This window comes from Pseudomonas sp. SB113 (assembly GCF_040754745.1).
In the GTDB taxonomy this organism is placed as follows: Bacteria; Pseudomonadota; Gammaproteobacteria; order Pseudomonadales; family Pseudomonadaceae; genus Aquipseudomonas; species Aquipseudomonas grimontii.
The window spans coordinates 107,729-124,544 of the sequence record NZ_JBFMHW010000002.1 but is presented as its reverse complement, the minus strand read 5'-3'; the positions used below and the strand labels follow the sequence as shown (position 1 = coordinate 124,544).

Annotated in this window: 13 protein-coding genes; 3 read left to right on the top strand and 10 right to left on the bottom strand. The window is 61.6% G+C overall.

Annotated features, from left to right (window positions below):
• Positions 1-325 precede the first annotated feature (325 nt).
• The 7 genes from AB1462_RS03390 to pilM form a co-directional block, all read right to left on the bottom strand.
• Complete coding sequence (locus tag AB1462_RS03390; RefSeq protein ID WP_090400971.1) at positions 326-1,870, bottom strand: AAA family ATPase; 1,545 nt, start codon at positions 1,868-1,870, stop codon at positions 326-328.
• Positions 1,871-1,880: 10 nt separating this feature from the next.
• Complete coding sequence (gene aroB, locus AB1462_RS03385) at positions 1,881-2,981, bottom strand: 3-dehydroquinate synthase (RefSeq protein ID WP_367246163.1); 1,101 nt, start codon at positions 2,979-2,981, stop codon at positions 1,881-1,883.
• Positions 2,982-3,106: 125 nt separating this feature from the next.
• Positions 3,107-3,625: a shikimate kinase AroK gene (aroK, locus tag AB1462_RS03380; protein ID WP_010213757.1), complete on the bottom strand. Its 519-nt coding sequence runs from the start codon at positions 3,623-3,625 to the stop codon at positions 3,107-3,109.
• Positions 3,626-3,629: 4 nt separating this feature from the next.
• Positions 3,630-4,955: a type IV pilus secretin PilQ gene (locus AB1462_RS03375; RefSeq protein ID WP_259193499.1), complete on the bottom strand. Its 1,326-nt coding sequence runs from the start codon at positions 4,953-4,955 to the stop codon at positions 3,630-3,632.
• A 69-nt stretch (positions 4,956-5,024) separates the two neighbouring features.
• The gene (locus AB1462_RS03370; RefSeq protein ID WP_367246161.1) at positions 5,025-5,996 is read right to left on the bottom strand and encodes a pilus assembly protein PilP; all 972 of its coding nucleotides are present in this window, start codon (positions 5,994-5,996) and stop codon (positions 5,025-5,027) included.
• Positions 5,993-6,544, bottom strand: coding sequence for a PilN domain-containing protein (locus AB1462_RS03365; RefSeq protein ID WP_090400975.1), 552 nt, complete (start codon positions 6,542-6,544; stop codon positions 5,993-5,995). The genes AB1462_RS03370 and AB1462_RS03365 overlap by 4 nt, the downstream gene beginning before the upstream one ends.
• Positions 6,541-7,197, bottom strand: coding sequence for a type IV pilus biogenesis protein PilM (gene pilM / locus AB1462_RS03360; RefSeq protein WP_367246159.1), 657 nt, complete (start codon positions 7,195-7,197; stop codon positions 6,541-6,543). Before pilM ends, AB1462_RS03365 begins: the two co-directional genes overlap by 4 nt.
• Before the next feature lie 218 nt (positions 7,198-7,415).
• Here pilM and AB1462_RS03355 point away from each other — a divergent pair, with 218 nt between their 5' ends.
• The gene (locus AB1462_RS03355; protein ID WP_367246157.1) at positions 7,416-9,878 is read left to right on the top strand and encodes a penicillin-binding protein 1A; all 2,463 of its coding nucleotides are present in this window, start codon (positions 7,416-7,418) and stop codon (positions 9,876-9,878) included.
• Between the two features lie 136 nt (positions 9,879-10,014).
• Here AB1462_RS03355 and AB1462_RS03350 read toward each other — a convergent pair whose 3' ends face one another.
• The 3 genes from AB1462_RS03350 to rpmE form a co-directional block, all read right to left on the bottom strand.
• Positions 10,015-11,283, bottom strand: a complete 1,269-nt coding sequence (locus AB1462_RS03350; RefSeq protein WP_027605010.1) for a malic enzyme-like NAD(P)-binding protein — start codon at positions 11,281-11,283, stop codon at positions 10,015-10,017.
• 181 nt (positions 11,284-11,464) lie between these two features.
• Positions 11,465-12,271 (bottom strand): thermonuclease family protein, encoded by an 807-nt coding sequence (locus AB1462_RS03345; RefSeq protein ID WP_090400977.1) that lies wholly within the window; start codon positions 12,269-12,271, stop codon positions 11,465-11,467.
• Between the two features lie 14 nt (positions 12,272-12,285).
• Positions 12,286-12,519, bottom strand: coding sequence for a 50S ribosomal protein L31 (gene rpmE / locus AB1462_RS03340; protein ID WP_005784030.1), 234 nt, complete (start codon positions 12,517-12,519; stop codon positions 12,286-12,288).
• 230 nt (positions 12,520-12,749) lie between these two features.
• On the opposite strand from rpmE, the gene AB1462_RS03335 reads away from it, so the two are divergent.
• Together AB1462_RS03335 and argS are read left to right on the top strand one after the other, a co-directional pair.
• Positions 12,750-14,969, top strand: coding sequence for a primosomal protein N' (locus tag AB1462_RS03335; RefSeq protein ID WP_090400978.1), 2,220 nt, complete (start codon positions 12,750-12,752; stop codon positions 14,967-14,969).
• A gap of 110 nt (positions 14,970-15,079) precedes the next feature.
• Entirely contained in the window at positions 15,080-16,816 is a 1,737-nt protein-coding gene (gene argS, locus AB1462_RS03330) for an arginine--tRNA ligase (protein ID WP_367246155.1), read from the top strand.

Here is a 16,816-nt window from a genome sequence, read left to right as displayed (position 1 = left end):
TATATCGAGGCAAATTTCTTTTCAATTCAACCGGTTACCTTCCACGCCGAACGTACGCCGACTTAGCGGGGGCAAAAGGGAGGTCATTGTACACACCGACACAGACGCTCACAAATTTAGCGACGAAATGTCGCAAATCTATGTCGCATTTATGAAAGGTTTAAAGCGATATGCTGTGCTAGTCAAAACTTTTTTAATTCTGACCGCTACGACTCAAAAGCTACTATGACGCAGACACCACAAAGCGCGCGGCCTGGAGGGGCTGCACGCCTTGCGATCTTCTTTGAGGTGCCGGGAGGGCGGCCTGGGTAAGGCCGCCGGATCTTCAGCGAGTTGCTGCCAGTTCTTGTTGAACGCTGGCGACAGTGCGAGGCCAAGGTTTACCAGCCTGAACCTTCGCTGGCAAGGCCTTGATGGCGGAATCAGCTGCGGCACGGCTTGGGAAACTGCCGTACGTGATCACGTAGAGAGGCTTGCCGTTGAGCACTTTCTTGAAATAACGGTACTCGCCGCCCTGCTCTTTCACGAACGCCTGGGCGTTGGCTTCGGAGCTGGTGCCGAGGATCTGCACCACGAAGTTGCCGGTAGGCTGGCTGCTGTACCAGCTGCTGCCGGCCTTGGCGACAGTGGCCGCCGGTTTTTCAGCCGGCTTGGCGGCTGGCGCTGGAGCCGGCTTCGCCACTGGCGCCGCAGGCTTGGCAGTCGCGACGGTCGGCGCCGGGGTCGGCTTGGCGACTGGCGCAACAGGGGTCGCTGGCGTACCCGCGGGGACGCCCGCAGGTGGCGCAGTAGTGGTCACGGTCGGCGGCGTGGCGCTGGAGCCTTCCACCGGCACGCCGTCGTCGCCTTCGGAGATACCACCGGCTTCTTCGGCGAGCGGGCCACGCATCACCGGTTGGCCGACCATCGGCAGGTTGGTCGGCTGGCCAGAATTGGCGAACTCAACATTCGGCGTGGGCTTACCCAGTGGCAACTGCGCCTGTTCGGTTGGCGCACCGGCGGTGGTCGGTGCCTTGCTGCGACCCGGAATCAACCAGGCGGCGGCAACAGCAACCACGACAACGGCGGAAATTGCCAATACGTGCTTCTTAGGCATAGTGAACCCCATCTTTGGACGCTTGACCGCAGAGCGGCTGGCAATCATGGCTTCGATCATGGCATCGCGGGCAACCTGGTTGATGGTGCCAGGCCAGCCGTCGGAGCTTTCGTGAATATCAGAGATCTGCGCAGCGGAGAAAAGTTCGATACCGGCCCCGGCACCTTCGAGGCGTTGAGCCAGGTATTCGCGGGTTTCTTCCTCTTCATACGGCTGCAGTTCGATGACGTGGAACAGCTCCTGATCACCGCTGATCTGCTCCAGATCGGCGATCAACGACGATTCACCGAACAGGAACACATGGGGGCGGCCTTCCGGCGTACCCGCCGCCAGCGCCAACAGCGCTTCCAGGGCCGATTCGTCGAGCTGCTCGGCGTCATCCACCAGCAAGTAGACTTCCTGGCCGGTCAGGCCCAGTTGCACGATCTGCTTGAGAATTGCGCTCGGTTCAGCGGTGGACACATCCAGGGCCTGGGCCACCTGGCGCAGCACGCCCGCCGCATCACCGGCACCACGGGCAGACACCACCACGCTCTGTACGGACTGTTTGTTGGTGCTGGCCACCAGGGCCTGGCGCAGCAGGGTCTTGCCGCTGCCCAGCGGGCCAGTGACTACCAGCAGCAGTTGGCTGTAGCGCGCGAGATGGTGCAGTTGCCCGAGCACCGGCTTGCGCTGGGCCGGGAAAAATTTGAAACCAGGCACCCGTGGAGCAAAAGGGTCGTGGCTTAACTGGTAATGGCCGAGGAACGCCTCGTCGGCATGCAAACTAGTCATCGGGATCTTATTAACCTTTCAGCTGAGCCAGGGCGCGGTAATCCGCTCCCAGCGTGGCCTGTAAAATCTCTTTCGGATAATCGTCGGTCACTACCGCTTCGCCCATATGGCGCAACAGCACCAGTCGCAGTCGACCGTCGATCACTTTCTTGTCTATCGCCATATGTTCGAGGAAGTCCGCCTCGGTCATCTCTTCAGGCGGAATAACCGGCAAACCGGCACGCTGGAACAGGCGGATACCGCGATCACGCTCCTGGATGCTGATCCAGCCCAGGCGTTGCGACATCTCCAGTGCCATTACTGTGCCAGCCGCTACGGCCTCTCCATGCAACCACACACCATAGCCCATGTGCGTTTCGATCGCATGGCCGAAGGTGTGGCCGAGGTTCAGGGTGGCCCGCACACCGGACTCCCGTTCGTCGGCATTCACGACCAACGCCTTGGCGGCGCAGGAGCGGGAAATCGCTTCGGTGAGCGCCACCTGGTCGAGGCCGCGCAGGGCGTCCACATGTTCTTCCAGCCAGGTGAGGAAGGGTTCGTCGCAGATCAACCCGTACTTGATGACTTCCGCCAGGCCCGCCGACAGTTCGCGCGGCGGCAAGGTGTTGAGGGTGGCGGTGTCGATCAGCACGGCCTGGGGCTGGTAGAACGCGCCGACCATATTTTTGCCCAGCGGGTGGTTGATACCGGTCTTGCCACCCACCGACGAATCGACCTGGGACAGCAGGGTGGTCGGCACCTGGATAAAGTCCACGCCGCGCTGGTAGCAGGCCGCTGCAAAGCCGGCCATGTCGCCGATCACACCGCCGCCCAGGGCAATCACGGTGGTTCGGCGGTCATGGCGTGCGGTCAGCAGGCCATCAAAGATCAGTTGCAGGGTTTCCCAGTTCTTGTGGGCTTCGCCATCGGGCAGAATCACGGAAATCACTGAGTATGCCGCCAGGCTGCGGCTCAGACGCTCAAGATACAGCGGCGCGACCGTCTCGTTGGAGATGATCGCCACTTGCCGCCCGGCAATGTGCGGGGCCAGCAATTCGGGCTGGTCCAACAGACCTTCGCCAATATGGATCGGGTAGCTGCGCTCGCCTAGATCGACCTTAAGTGTCTGCATGTGTCCCCGCGTTGAAGATGTATTGACGACCGGTAACGTCGAGATCTGACGTTGCCTGATGGCTCTACGCCACACCCCGCAGGGTGATAGCGCGCCGCCGAGAATAGCGCATTTCGGGCCTGGCTTTAACGGGGTGGCAGCCGTTGCAGGCGCTCAAGAATGTCGAGAACCACCATCCGAGGCGGCCGCTCATCGGTTTCCACCACCAAATCGGCGATTTCCCGATACAGCGGGTCGCGCAGCGTGAGCAAGTCCCGCAAGGTTTTTTCCGGGTTGGCCGTACGCAACAAAGGACGATTGCGATCGCGGGCGGTACGACCCACCTGCTGCTCGACCGACGCATGCAGATAGACTACCCGACCACCGGCATGCAGCGCCCGACGATTCTCATCGCGCATCACGGCGCCGCCGCCGGTTGCCAATACCACGCCATCGCAGCCGCACAGCTCGGCGATCATCGCCTGCTCGCGGTCACGAAAGCCCAACTCGCCTTCCTTATCGAAGATCCATGGGATATTGGCACCCGTGCGCAATTCAATTTCCTTGTCGGAATCTTTGAATGGCAGGCGCAGCTCTTTGGCCAGCAAACGGCCGATGGTGCTTTTTCCAGCCCCCATCGGTCCTACAAGAATCAAATTTCGCACAGAATCAACGACTCACAGCAATCGCCTGGTTATTCATAATACGCGGAGTCAGGAATACCAGCAGCTCGGATTTTTTCTCCGCCAGCACATCGCGCCGGAAAAGGCGGCCAAGATACGGCACATCGCCCAAAAATGGCACTTTATCTACCACTTTGCTTTGAGTATTGGAGAAAACTCCGCCGATGACGATGGTCTCGCCATCCTTGACCAGCACCTTGGCATTCACCTCGTTTTTCTTGATCGGCGGTACGTCGTTGAGTTTGTTGAGGTAGTCGGGCTCATCCTTGGTGACCTTGACCACCATGATCACATGGTCATCGGGGGTGATTTGCGGCGTGACCTCCAATGACAGGGAGGCTTCCTTGAACGACACCGACGTAGCCCCCTGGGAGGTGGATTCCTGATAGGGAATTTCGGTGCCCTTTAGAATGCGCGCGGTTTCCTTGTCGGAAGTGACCACCTTGGGCTGCGAGACGATTTCACCATTGCCGGTTTTCTCCATGGCGGTCAGTTCAAGGTCCAACAGGAGATTATCGGTGATGAAGGCGATGCCCAGGCCTGACGTACCCGTGAGCGAACCCAGGTCGACAAATGGCGAGCTGGGCAAGTTTTCCGGCGCCTGAGTACCGTCCGGCGAAGGCTTCTGGATACCACCGGCGGCCCAATTCCCTCGATTGAGCTGCCCACCCCAGCGCGCGCCCAGGCTTTTGTCGTAGTCGACGTTGGCCTCGACAATCCGCGCTTCGATCATCACTTGGCGCACCGGCACATCCAGTTGCGCCACGATCCGCCGCAACTCTTCCAGGCGCTCGCCGGTCTGGTAGGCAATGATGTTATTGGTGCGGTCATCCACTGCCACTGAACCGCGCTCATCGGTCGTGCCTTCAAAGCCACTCACCGACTGAAACAGCTTTGCCAGGTCTGCCGCCTTGGCGTAGTTGACCTGCAGTAGCTCACGGCGCAGCGGCGCCAGGTCGGCCATCTGCTTGCGTGATTCCAGCGTCAGCAGTTCGCGAGCGGCCAACTCCTCGGCAGGCGCCACCAGCAAGACGCCAGCCTTTATCCGCTTATCCAAGCCTTTGGTTTGCAGCACCAGGTCCAGCGCCTGATCCCAGGGCACGCCTTTGAGCCGCAGGGTGATAGAGCCCTGTACGTCATCGCCGACCACCAGATTGAGGCCCGCCACGTCGGCGATTTGCTGCAAGGCAGCGCGCAGACCGATGTCCTGGAAGTTGAGGTTCAATTTATCACCGCTATACGCGCCCGAAACCGCACTGCCGGGGGGCGGTAGCTGGATCAGGTCCACACGATTGGGCACAGCAGCAGCCATCGGTGCCGTGAACGCTATCCATAGCGCCACACCGAAGGACGAGAAAGTCCTTTTCATTGTTTGATTCCGTTATGAGTTGACGTTTAGCACGAGGGTCCGAGGGCGCTCCAACCATGCCCCCTGTTCACCGGGAAATAACTCGACCAGTTCGATATGGCCGTCATGAATCGCGGTGACTCGACCATGATCCGGCCCCAGATAGTCGCCGACGGCCAGGCGATACACGGTTGAGGCTTGGCGCAGCAGGGCGAAGGTCCGCGCCCCACGGGACAACGTGCCGACCATTTCGAACTGATCCAACGGGTGGCCTTCCAAGGCTTCACGCGGTCGCGCGAGATCCGGCGCAGCGACCGTCCGCCCTGGCGGACGCTCGACTTGCAGGGCAATTGGCTGGAACGGATCGCGAATACCTGAGGCGCCGTATACAAAGGGCTGCCCCTGCATGACAGCCGCGCCCCGTTTGACGCCCTGCCGCTCATGCCAATAAGTCTTGGCCAGCAGATCAAGGTGCAACAGTTTGCCGTCACGTCGCAGGGCAACATCATGCACCGTAGCGATTCGCGAAAGGCCACCCAGGGCACTCACAAACATCGCCAGGTCGTGGTAGGTGCCGGTGGCGCCGATGTGAACGGGCTGTTCGTTATAGAACGGCCGAGACAGCTTATCCAACGGAGCGACGTTCTCAATCACCAAACCGTTGGCCAGCGCCATCCTGGCGATGTCTTCAAGAAAGCCGGGCATTTCGGACTCGCCTGGCATTTGCTGCAACAGCCCGCCAACCTTCTCCTGCGTAAGCTGGAACTGGCGAGTCCGCCCTTCAAGGTCGGCAGCCAAGAGCGTTTTTTCCGCGAGTTGCTGCTGCAAGCTCACTTCCTGCACCTCGACCTCGCGCAACCGCTCCCGCGAGGAACTGAGGTACACAAGGTCGCCCACCAGCAGCACCACGCCGGCCAGCGCGCAGCCCAGCAAGACCTTGCCGGGTAAGGGCCATTTGGCAGCAGTGTGAGTCAGCGCGGAAAATTCGAGCCTGGGCCGGCTCATGGCTGGGCCTCGGAAGATTCTCCCTGGCGCACCATCAACTGGAATTCATTGTTGCCGTGAGTGCCTTCGGTTCGTACGTGCTGCAGGCGAGTGGCATGGGCGCCTTCGGACGCCTCCAGGCGACGCATCAACTGCGCAATATCCTGGCTGGATTCGGCACTGCCGCTGATGCTCACCGTATCGCCTTTCGCCACTACCTCGTGCAAATGCACACCGTCAGGCACCGCACGGGCCAACTGATCCAGCAGTTGCGCACCGGCAGAGCGATTATCGTGCAGGTCCTGCACGACTTTCATACGCTCCGCCAGCTGCTGGCTTTGCACCTGGAGGTCATCAATGGTCTTGATACGCGAGTCCTGAACAGCGACGCCCTTACGCACATGATCGTTTCGCGTCACCTGCCGGTCGATCGCCTGGTCGATCACCTGGTCCGCCAGCCACAGCGTCGCGAGCGCCAGGCAAGCAAACGCCACCAGCACTATCAGGAAATATTTACGCCGCCGCTCAGCCAGCGCCTGGCGCCAAGGCAAAAGATTGATTCGTGTCATCCAGCGAAACTCCTCAGGGCCAACCCGCAAGCGACTCCCATCCCAGGGGCGTCCACAATCCAGTGTGCACCATCGACCCGATGGCCCGGTGTGAAGCTGGCGAAATCCTGACGGCAAGCGCGCGCCAATGCAAACCCTTCGACATCCACCACTCTGGGCACCAGCCCCGCCAGGGCCAAAACAGCTTCACGAACCTCGACGTGCTCCTTGAGGCACGCCGCCAACACTACCTCGACCCGCGCAGGATCCTGCGCCGACGGCCCCTGAACCTGAAAGTCCAGCGCCACCTCGTCCAGCGGGTAAGGAATGTATTGATCTGCCTCCATCTGGATCCTCCGGGCCATTTCGTCGTCGCTGAGCCCCGCCTGCATTTCAATGACCCGTGTAATAACCGAAGGACCCGCCACGGCAATTGCCGCCTGCCTGGCCGACGTACGCAGTCGGCTCAGTGCCATGTACAACGCATGGCCTATGCCTTCCAGGTCCAGCCAGACTCCGTCGACTACCGCTCGCGCCGGCAGCGCCTGCGTGGCGTAGCCTTGCACGGTGTAACGGTTGGCTGAACGGCTCAGCTCTACCAGCTTGATTCCTGCCTCATTGATGTCGACGCCAAGGACGGTGTCGACTTTTCGCCTGAAAAATCCCTTTCCCATAAAACTCCCCAAAGCTTTCCCTGTCTTAACGCCTGATTGCCGCTGGACGCCCTGCATTCGGTCGACTTGTTGAGCAGGCGCGAATGACGCCCCAAGGCGAAAAATGCTTTAATGCCCAGCGTTTTTCCCCGCTTTTTATCTGCAGCTCGGGTCGATCCATCGTTAGCCATGCATGCCCCGACGCGTAACCCATTCTTTTCTCTGGAAATCCAAAAGCCTTGATCCGTCTGCTGAAGTTTTTCGGGTACTCCATTGTCGCGATCGTCTGCGGGCTGCTGCTCGTACTCAGCGGGGCCTACCTCTACCTTAGTCCGGGTTTACCCTCGGTAGAGGCTCTCAGAAGTATCCAGTTGCAGATTCCTTTGCGGGTCTACAGCAGCGATGAAAAGCTGATCGCGGAGTTCGGCGAAATGCGCCGCACACCGATCCGTTTTGCCGACATTCCACCTAATTTCATCAGCGCGTTGCTGTCGGCCGAAGACGATAATTTTGCCAACCACTATGGCGTCGACCCCAGCAGCCTGGTACGTGCGGCCACACAACTGGTAAAAAGCGGCCACATTCAATCCGGCGGCAGCACCATCACCATGCAGGTGGCGAAGAACTTCTTCCTAACCAGCGAGCGCAGTTTTTCGCGTAAAGCCACCGAGATCCTGCTGGCATTGCAGATCGAACGCCAGCTGACCAAGGACGAGATCCTCGAGCTGTACGTCAACAAGATCTATCTGGGCAACCGTGCCTACGGGATCGAGGCGGCCTCGCAGGTCTACTACGGAAAGTCGATTCGTGACGCCAGCCTGGCGCAGATGGCCATGATTGCCGGCCTGCCCAAGGCCCCTTCGCGCTTCAACCCCCTGGCCAATCCGGCACGCAGCAAAGAACGCCGCGACTGGATCCTGGGGCGCATGTACAAGCTGGGCAAGATCGACCAGGCCGCCTATGAAAGTGCGGTGGCCGAGCCATTGAACGCCAGCTACCACGTGCCGACGCCGGAAGTGAATGCTCCCTATATCGCTGAAATGGCGCGTGCCGAGATGGTCGGCCGTTACGGCAGCGAGGCCTACACCGAAGGCTTCCGCGTGACCACGACGGTTCCGAGCGACTTGCAGGACATCGCCAATGACTCCGTGCATTCCGGCCTGATCACCTACGATCAACGCCACGGCTACCGTGGCCCTGAGTCGCGCCTGCCGGGCAAGACCCTGAGCGCCTGGACTGCCGAGTTGGGCAAACAGCGCGCGATCAGCGGCCTGGAACCGGCCATCGTCACCCAGGTGAAGAAAGATGGCGTGCAGGTGCTGACCCGCACCGGCGAAGCGCATGTGGCCTGGGACAGCATGAAATGGGCGCGCCCGTTCCTGAATACCAACAGCATGGGCCCGATGCCGAAGCAGCCATCGGATGTCGCGCAAGTGGGCGACCTGATCCGCGTACAACGCCAGAAGGACGACAGCCTGAAATTCAGCCAGGTGCCGCTGGCCCAGGGCGCGCTGGTATCGCTGGACCCACAGAACGGTGCAATCCGCGCCCTGGTGGGTGGCTTCGCTTTCGAGCAGAGCAACTACAACCGTGCCACCCAGGCCAAACGCCAACCGGGCTCGAGCTTCAAGCCGTTCATCTACAGCGCCGCCCTGGATAACGGCTACACCGCCGCCAGCCTGGTCAACGACGCGCCGATCGTGTTTGTCGACGAGTACCTGGACAAAGTCTGGCGCCCGAAGAACGACACCAACACCTTCCTCGGCCCGATCCGCATCCGCGAGGCGCTGTACAAGTCGCGTAACCTGGTATCGATCCGCTTGTTGCAGGCGATGGGGGTAGGCAAGACCATCGACTACATCACGCGCTTTGGCTTCAACAAGTCGGACCTGCCGCCGAACCTGTCCCTGGCTCTGGGCACCGCGACCCTCACGCCGATGGAAATCGCCACCGGCTGGAGCACCTTTGCCAACGGCGGCTACAAGATCACGCCGTACCTGATCGACAAGATCGAAAGCCGCAATGGCGACACCCTGTTCACCGCCAACCCACCCCGGGTACCGGGTGATGTGGTCAACGGCGTGGCGGCCACTGATGGGCTGGCAGCGCCGAGCAATGGCGGCATCACCATCGAGCCGACCCCAGGTGCCGCGCCAGCCGTCAACGCGCCTGCAACCGAACCGCAAGCTCCCGCCGTGGCCGAACGCATTGTGGATGGGCGTACAACTTATATCCTCAACAGCATCCTCGAAGACGTAATCAAGAAAGGTACCGGCCGGCGCGCCCTGGCCCTGGGCCGCGCGGACATCGCGGGCAAGACCGGTACCACCAACGAATCCAAGGATGCCTGGTTCTCCGGCTATAACGCCGACTACGTGACCACCGTCTGGACCGGCTACGACCAGCCGGAAAGCCTCGGCCGCCGCGAGTTCGGCGGCACCGTCGCGCTGCCGATCTGGATGAGCTACATGGGTGCCGCCCTGAAGGACAAGCCGCTGCACACCCAGCCGGAGCCGGAAGGCATCCTCAGCCTGCGGATCGACCCGGTCAGTGGCCGTGCGGCTTCGCCAAGCACGCCGAATGCGTACTTCGAACTGTTCAAGAGCGAAGACACGCCGCCGTCGGTCAATGAGCTGGGCAACGGCGTCGTACCGGGCAGCCCGTTGCCGGCGGATGAGGCGGCGCCGATCGATCTCTTTTAGAGAGCGGCAAGCTGTCAGCTACAAGCGGCAAGTTAAGAACTGCGATGTGCCGCTCTTGAACTTGCCGCTTGCAGCTTGAAACTTCCCCATAAAAAAACCCGGCGTTCTGAGCCGGGTTTTTTTATGGGTCTACGGCTTAGCCGTTGAACACATCATCCACGCTTTGCAGCGGGTAGTTTTTCGGATACGGCAGGGTGGCCACACCGGTCTCGATCGCGGCTTTGGCCACGGCATCGGAGATCAGGGTGATCAGGCGCTTATCCATTGGTTTCGGGATGATGTACTCACGACCGAATTCCAGCTTGGCGCCACCGTAGGCGTCGCACACGTCCTGAGGCACCGGCAGCTTGGCCAGTTCACGCAGGGCGTTGGCAGCTGCCACTTTCATCTCTTCGTTGATGCGCTTGGCGCGAACGTCCAGGGCGCCACGGAAGATGAACGGGAAGCCCAGCACGTTGTTGACCTGGTTCGGGTAGTCCGAACGACCGGTCGCCATGATCACGTCGTCGCGGGTGGCGTGAGCCAGTTCCGGAGCGATTTCCGGATCAGGGTTGGAGCAGGCGAACACGATCGGGTTGGCCGCCATGGACTTCAGGCCTTCAGCGCTCAGCAGGTTCGGGCCAGACAGGCCAACGAACACGTCGGCACCGTTCAGGGCGTCAGCCAGGGTGCGCTTGGAGGACGGGTGGGCAAACATCGCCTTGTACTGGTTCAGGTCGGTACGCTCGGACTGGATCACGCCCTTGCTGTCGACCATGTAGATGTTTTCCAGCTTGGCGCCCATGCTGACAATCAGCTTCATGCAGGAGATGGCCGCAGCGCCAGCGCCCAGGCAGACGATCTTGGCATCAGCCAGGGTCTTGCCGGCGATTTCCAGGGCGTTGATCATGCCGGCCGCGGTGACGATCGCAGTACCGTGCTGGTCATCGTGGAATACCGGAATGTCGCACTGCTCGATCAGGGCCTTTTCGATCTCGAAGCACTCAGGTGCCTTGATGTCTTCCAGGTTGATGCCACCGAAGGTGATGGAAATGCGCTTTACGGTGTCGATGAAAGCCTGCGGGCTCTCGGAATCAACTTCGATGTCGAAAACGTCGATGCCGGCGAAGCGCTTGAACAGCACGCCTTTACCTTCCATGACCGGCTTGGAGGCCAATGGGCCGAGGTTACCCAGGCCCAGAATCGCGGTGCCATCGGAAATCACTGCAACCAGGTTGCCTTTGCCGGTGTACTTGTACGCCAGTTCAGGGTCGCGGGCGATTTCACGTACGGGCTCGGCCACGCCAGGGCTGTAGGCCAGCGACAGGTCGCGGGCGGTGGCGGTGGCTTTGGTGAGCTCTACACTCAGCTTTCCTGGACGAGGATGGGCATGATATTCGAGAGCGGCAGTTTTCAAATCAGACATATCGGCATTCCGCTTTTACTGTTGGTCGACGGACCGCCGAGGATACTCGTGTCGCAAAGTCCCCACAAGACTGGGCAGTCACAGGTGTCAAGGGCCCTGCGCTAAGACTTTCGGCCAAGAGCCACGGGATACAAGGGCTTAACTGTTCACAATCAAACCGAAAAATGTCTACAATTTTTTCTTAATCAGTCGATTTGAGCATGCCCGGATCAGTCAACGGCAGCAGCCAGCGCGCCTGGCCGTTTTTCAGGCCGCCCCGCCGAGCGCGATCCTGTACCCAGCCGCGCGCCTCGACGGTGCGGCCTTGCAGACCATTGAGGCGGTCAGCATCGAATTGACTGATCAGGTCGGGCGTAATGCGTAATACCAGTGCCCCCTGCAATTCAATCCAGATTCCGCCGCGATTGCGCTCGACTTTACTGACTTGGCCGCTGACCAGTGCAAACCCGGAGCGCCCGAGCTGCTCCACGGACTGCACCGGCGATTGGCGCCACAGCCCCAGCCGCGCGTTACGGGCACTGTTCTCAGCCGCCTGCTGACAGCTGACGAGATCGACATTCGGCGCCACGCCCACCTGGAATCCCAGGCCCTCGGCCAGCAGTTGCGCCTCCAGATTCTCACCATTGGCACCATAGAGGTGAGCCAGGGTTCGACCGTAATGATCCTTGCCCTCGCGCCCCGGCACCAGGCCGACACGCCCATCGCTGGCCTGCACCAACGCCTGTAGACGCTGACGCGCCGCGACGGCAAATGGCTCGTCGGCGCGGCCCTTCCTGCCGGTTTCCGGGGTATTGATACCGATCATCCGTACACTGCGGCCATCCTTGAGGCGCACCGTGTCGCCATCCACCACCCGCTGCACTTCCACGCGGGCCAGGGCCGCTGGCGCCGGGCAAAACACCTGTGCCTGGGCCGCCGACAACCAAATCGCAGGCACAAAAAAGGCGCCCGCAAGGGACGCCTTTTTCAACAGCTGGCAAAAGCCCATAAGGCTTTTGAGCCTTACTCTGCTGGAGTAGCAGCAGGCTTCTTGCCGAAAGCACCAAAGCGATCTGCGAAGCGCTGTACACGGCCGCCGGTGTCCAGAGTTTTCTGCTTACCGGTGTAGAACGGGTGGCACTCGTTGCATACGTCAGTACCCAGTGGCTTGCACAGGTTCGAGCGAGTTTCGAACTTGTTGCCGCAGCTGCAGGTAACTTCGATGGTTTCGTACGCTGGATGGATATCGGCTTTCATGGTGACTTCCTCGGGCTAGCGTGCCGCCACTCGACACTATTGTCGAATACCGCACGTAATTAGGCCGCGGATTCTACCAGACCTTTTTAAACGCGCAAGCGGCGACACCCATCGAGCGTAAACATAAAAGCACCTTTCATCAGAAAACTGGCGGCTACCCCAAGCCTCCCCCGGTCTGCTAGGCTCGCGCCCCTGCGCCACCGCCTGCCTTTATAGATGAGACCCCTCGCGTGCCCGACGCCATTTTGCGCCTAGCCCTGCCCTCGCCCCTGCGCCGCCTGTTCGACTACCGGGCCCCGGCCGGCGTGCTGCGCGCGCAATTGCAGCCGGGCATGCGCGTGCGCGTGCCGTTTGGCCGCCGGGAGATGATCGGCATCCTGGTGGAAGTCGCCGACCACAGCGAAGTGCCGGCCGAGAAGCTCAAACCGGCCATCGCCCTGCTCGATGCCACGCCACCGCTGCCGCCCGCCTTGTTCAAGCTGTGCCTGTGGACCGCCCAGTATTACCAGCACAGCCTCGGCGACACGTTGAGCTGGGCACTGCCGGTGCTGTTGCGCCAGGGCGAGTTGGCCGAAGCGCGCCAGGAGCGCTTCTGGTCGACGGTGCCCGGCGCGCGCCTTGACGACCCGCGCATCGCCCGCGCCCCGCGCCAGCGTGAAGCCCTGGCGACCCTGGCCCAGCATCCCCATGGCGTCGCCCATCAGCTATTGAGCAAGCTGATGCTGAGCAAAGACAGCCTCGACCTGTTGCTGGCCAAGGGGTTGGTGCAGGTGGAAATCCGCAAGCACGCCCCCGACCCGCGCCACGAACACTGGCTGGCCCAGCCCGAACTGCCGCTGAACCCCGAACAGCGCGCCGCCTATGAAGCGATTCGCGCGGGTTTCGACAGCTTCCATGCGTTCCTGCTGGCCGGCGTCACCGGCAGCGGCAAGACCGAAGTCTATTTGCAGCTGATCCGCGAAACCCTGCAGGCCGGCAAACAGGCACTGGTGCTGATCCCCGAGATCAACCTGGGCCCGCAAACACTGGCGCGCTTCGAACAGCGTTTCAATGCGCGCATCGCCCTGGTGCACTCGGCGGTCAATGACCGTGAGCGCCTGGAGTCGTGGCTGGCGGCGCGGGACGGCGAAGCCGACATTATTATCGGCACCCGTTCGGCGCTGTTCACGCCAATGAAGAATCCCGGGCTGATCATCATCGACGAGGAGCACGACGGCTCCTATAAGCAACAGGAAGGCCTGCGCTACCACGCCCGCGACCTGGCGCTGGTGCGGGCGCGCCAGGAAGACATCCCGATTGTGCTGGGTTCGGCTACACCGTCCCTGGAAAGCCTGCACAACGCCTACACCGGTCGTTACGGGCTCCTACGCTTGAACGAGCGGGCCGGCGGTGCCAAGCAGCCACGCTTCCTGCGCCTGGATGTAAAAAGCCGGCCACTGGACAGCGGCATTTCAGGGCCGATGCAACAAGCTATCGGCCAGACCCTGGCGGCCGGCCAGCAGGTCTTGGTGTTTCTCAACCGTCGAGGCTTTGCGCCGACGCTGCTGTGCCATGACTGCGGCTGGATGTCCGAGTGCGAGCGTTGCGATGCACGCATGACCGTGCACCAGCGCCATGGCGAGCTGCGTTGCCACCATTGCGGCCATGTAGAGCGTGTACCGCGCCACTGCCCGCAGTGCGGCAAGGTCGACCTGCGTCCGGTGGGCGCAGGCACCGAGCGCGCCGAGGAGCGGCTGGGCATTCTGTTCCCGGACTACCCGGTGCTGCGGGTCGACCGCGACAGCACGTCGCGCAAGGACGCGATGAACCAGTTGTTCGCCACCATCCAGAAGGGCCAGCCATGCATCCTGGTGGGTACGCAGATGCTCGCCAAAGGGCATCACTTCCCACGGGTGACCCTGGTGTCGATCCTGGATGCCGACGGCGGCTTATTCTCCGGCGACTTCCGCGCCAGCGAACGCATGGCGCAGTTGATCGTGCAGGTCGCCGGCCGCGCCGGGCGTGCCGAAGAGCCGGGCAAGGTGATTATCCAGACGCACCTGGCCGACCATCCGCTGCTGATTCAACTGACAGAACAAGGCTACTTTGCCTTCGCCGAACAGGCGCTGAGCGAACGCCGCTCCGCCGGCCTGCCGCCCTTTGCGCACCTCGCGCTGCTGCGCGCCGAAGCCCATAAACCGGGGCAGGCCGAGGGTTTTCTGGATGAAGCCTGCAGCGCAGCCGAACGCTTGCTCGGCGAGCTGGGGCTGAGCGGCATCGAACTGCTCGGCCCGGTACCCGCGCCCATGGAACGTCGCGCCGGGCGTTATCGTGCTCAGCTACTCTTGCAAGCGACCTCCCGTGCACCGCTGCATCGGTTATTAAGTAGCTGGTTACTTGCGCTGGAGCAAATGCCGAGTGGCCGACAGGTGCGATGGTCGCTGGATGTAGACCCGGTAGATTTGTATTAAGCCTGGCCACAGGTCCCGCGAAGGTTGGCAAGCCCGCCCTCGCCACGGATAATGCCCAGCTTTTCCACCTGCGCATCGCGCGCCGCCGCTTGCGGTCGAAAGAGAACACCATGAAAGACACCATTCGCCAGCTTATCCAACAAGCCCTCACCCAACTCGTCAACGAAGGTGTGTTGCCTGAAGGCCTGACGCCGGCGATCCAGGTGGAAAACACCCGCGACAAGACCCACGGCGACTTCGCCAGCAACATTGCGATGATGCTGTCCAAGCCGGCCGGCATGAAGCCGCGCGACCTGGCGGAAAAAATCATCGCCGCGCTGCCCGCCGACGAGAGTGTTACCAAGGCCGAAATCGCCGGCCCGGGCTTTATCAACTTCTTCCAGAACACCCAGGCCCTGGCTTCACGCCTGGATGCAGCCCTGGCCGATGCCAGGATCGGCGTGCGCAAGGCCGGCCCGGCTCAGCGCGTGGCCATTGACCTGTCGGCGCCCAACCTGGCCAAGGAGATGCACGTCGGCCACCTGCGCTCGACCATCATCGGCGACGGCGTGGCCCGGGTGCTGGAGTTTCTCGGCGACACCGTGATCCGCCAGAACCACGTAGGCGACTGGGGCACCCAGTTCGGCATGCTGATGGCCTATCTGCAGGAAAACCCGATCACCAGCAACGAGCTGTCGGACCTGGAGAACTTCTACCGCGCCGCCAAGAAGCGTTTCGACGAATCCGAAGAGTTCGCCGACCGCGCCCGTGGCCTGGTGGTCAAGCTGCAAGCCGGCGACAAGGAATGCCTGGAACTCTGGGGCCGCTTCCGCGAGATCTCGCTGTCCCACTGCCAGGAAATCTACGAGCTGCTCAACGTCAAGCTGACCATGGCCGACGTCATGGGCGAAAGCGCCTACAACGACGACCTGATCAACGTGGTCAACGACCTCAAGGCCAAAGGCCTGCTGGTCGAGAGTAACGGCGCGCAGTGCGTGTTCCTCGAAGAATTCAAGACCGCCGACGGCGAGCCGCTGCCGGTGATCATCGTCAAGGCCGATGGCGGCTACCTCTATGCCACCACCGACCTGGCGGCCGTGCGCTACCGCAGCGGCGTGCTCAAGGCCGACCGTGCGCTGTATTTCGTCGACCAACGCCAGGCGCTGCACTTCCAGCAGGTGTTCGAAGTGGCACGTCGCGCCGGCTTCGTCACCCACCCGATGCACATGGAACACATGGGCTTCGGCACCATGAACGGCGCCGATGGCCGCCCGTTCAAGACCCGCGACGGCGGCACCGTGAAGTTGATCGACCTGCTCAACGAAGCCCAGGAGCGTGCCTACAACCTGGTGAAGGAAAAGAACCCGGAGCTGGCCGAAGCCGACCTGCGCAACATCGCCCGCGTGGTGGGGATTGGCGCGGTGAAATACGCCGACCTGTCCAAGCACCGCACCAGCGACTACAGCTTCAACTTCGAACTGATGCTCAACTTCGAAGGCAACACCGCGCCATACCTGCTGTACGCCTACACCCGCGTGGCCGGTGTGTTCCGCAAGCTGGGCAAGGACTTCAGCGAAGTCGAAGGCCAGATCGTGCTGGACGCGCCCCATGAACAGGAACTGGCCGCCAAGCTGGCGCAATTCGGCGAAGTGCTGAACAGCGTCGGCGAGAAAGGTACGCCGCATATCCTCTGCACCTACCTGTACGAAGTCGCCGGGTTGTTCTCCAGCTTCTACGAGAACTGCCCGATCCTCACCGCCGACGACGAAGCCCAGAAGCAAAGTCGCCTGCGCCTCGCCGCACTGGCTGGACGGACCCTCAAGCAAGGCCTGGAACTGTTGGGCCTGGAAACTCTGGAGCGTATGTAA

Coding starts and splice junctions, on each gene's coding strand:
- AB1462_RS03390 (WP_090400971.1), bottom strand. CDS start 1,870: ATGACTAGTTTGCATGCCGACGAGGCGTTCCTCGGCCATTACCAGTTA.
- aroB (WP_367246163.1), bottom strand. CDS start 2,981: ATGCAGACACTTAAGGTCGATCTAGGCGAGCGCAGCTACCCGATCCAT.
- AB1462_RS03375 (WP_259193499.1), bottom strand. CDS start 4,955: ATGGCTGCTGCTGTGCCCAATCGTGTGGACCTGATCCAGCTACCGCCC.
- AB1462_RS03370 (WP_367246161.1), bottom strand. CDS start 5,996: ATGAGCCGGCCCAGGCTCGAATTTTCCGCGCTGACTCACACTGCTGCC.
- AB1462_RS03365 (WP_090400975.1), bottom strand. CDS start 6,544: ATGACACGAATCAATCTTTTGCCTTGGCGCCAGGCGCTGGCTGAGCGG.
- pilM (WP_367246159.1), bottom strand. CDS start 7,197: ATGGGAAAGGGATTTTTCAGGCGAAAAGTCGACACCGTCCTTGGCGTC.
- AB1462_RS03350 (WP_027605010.1), bottom strand. CDS start 11,283: ATGTCTGATTTGAAAACTGCCGCTCTCGAATATCATGCCCATCCTCGT.
- AB1462_RS03345 (WP_090400977.1), bottom strand. CDS start 12,271: ATGGGCTTTTGCCAGCTGTTGAAAAAGGCGTCCCTTGCGGGCGCCTTT.
- rpmE (WP_005784030.1), bottom strand. CDS start 12,519: ATGAAAGCCGATATCCATCCAGCGTACGAAACCATCGAAGTTACCTGC.
- argS (WP_367246155.1), top strand. CDS start 15,080: ATGAAAGACACCATTCGCCAGCTTATCCAACAAGCCCTCACCCAACTC.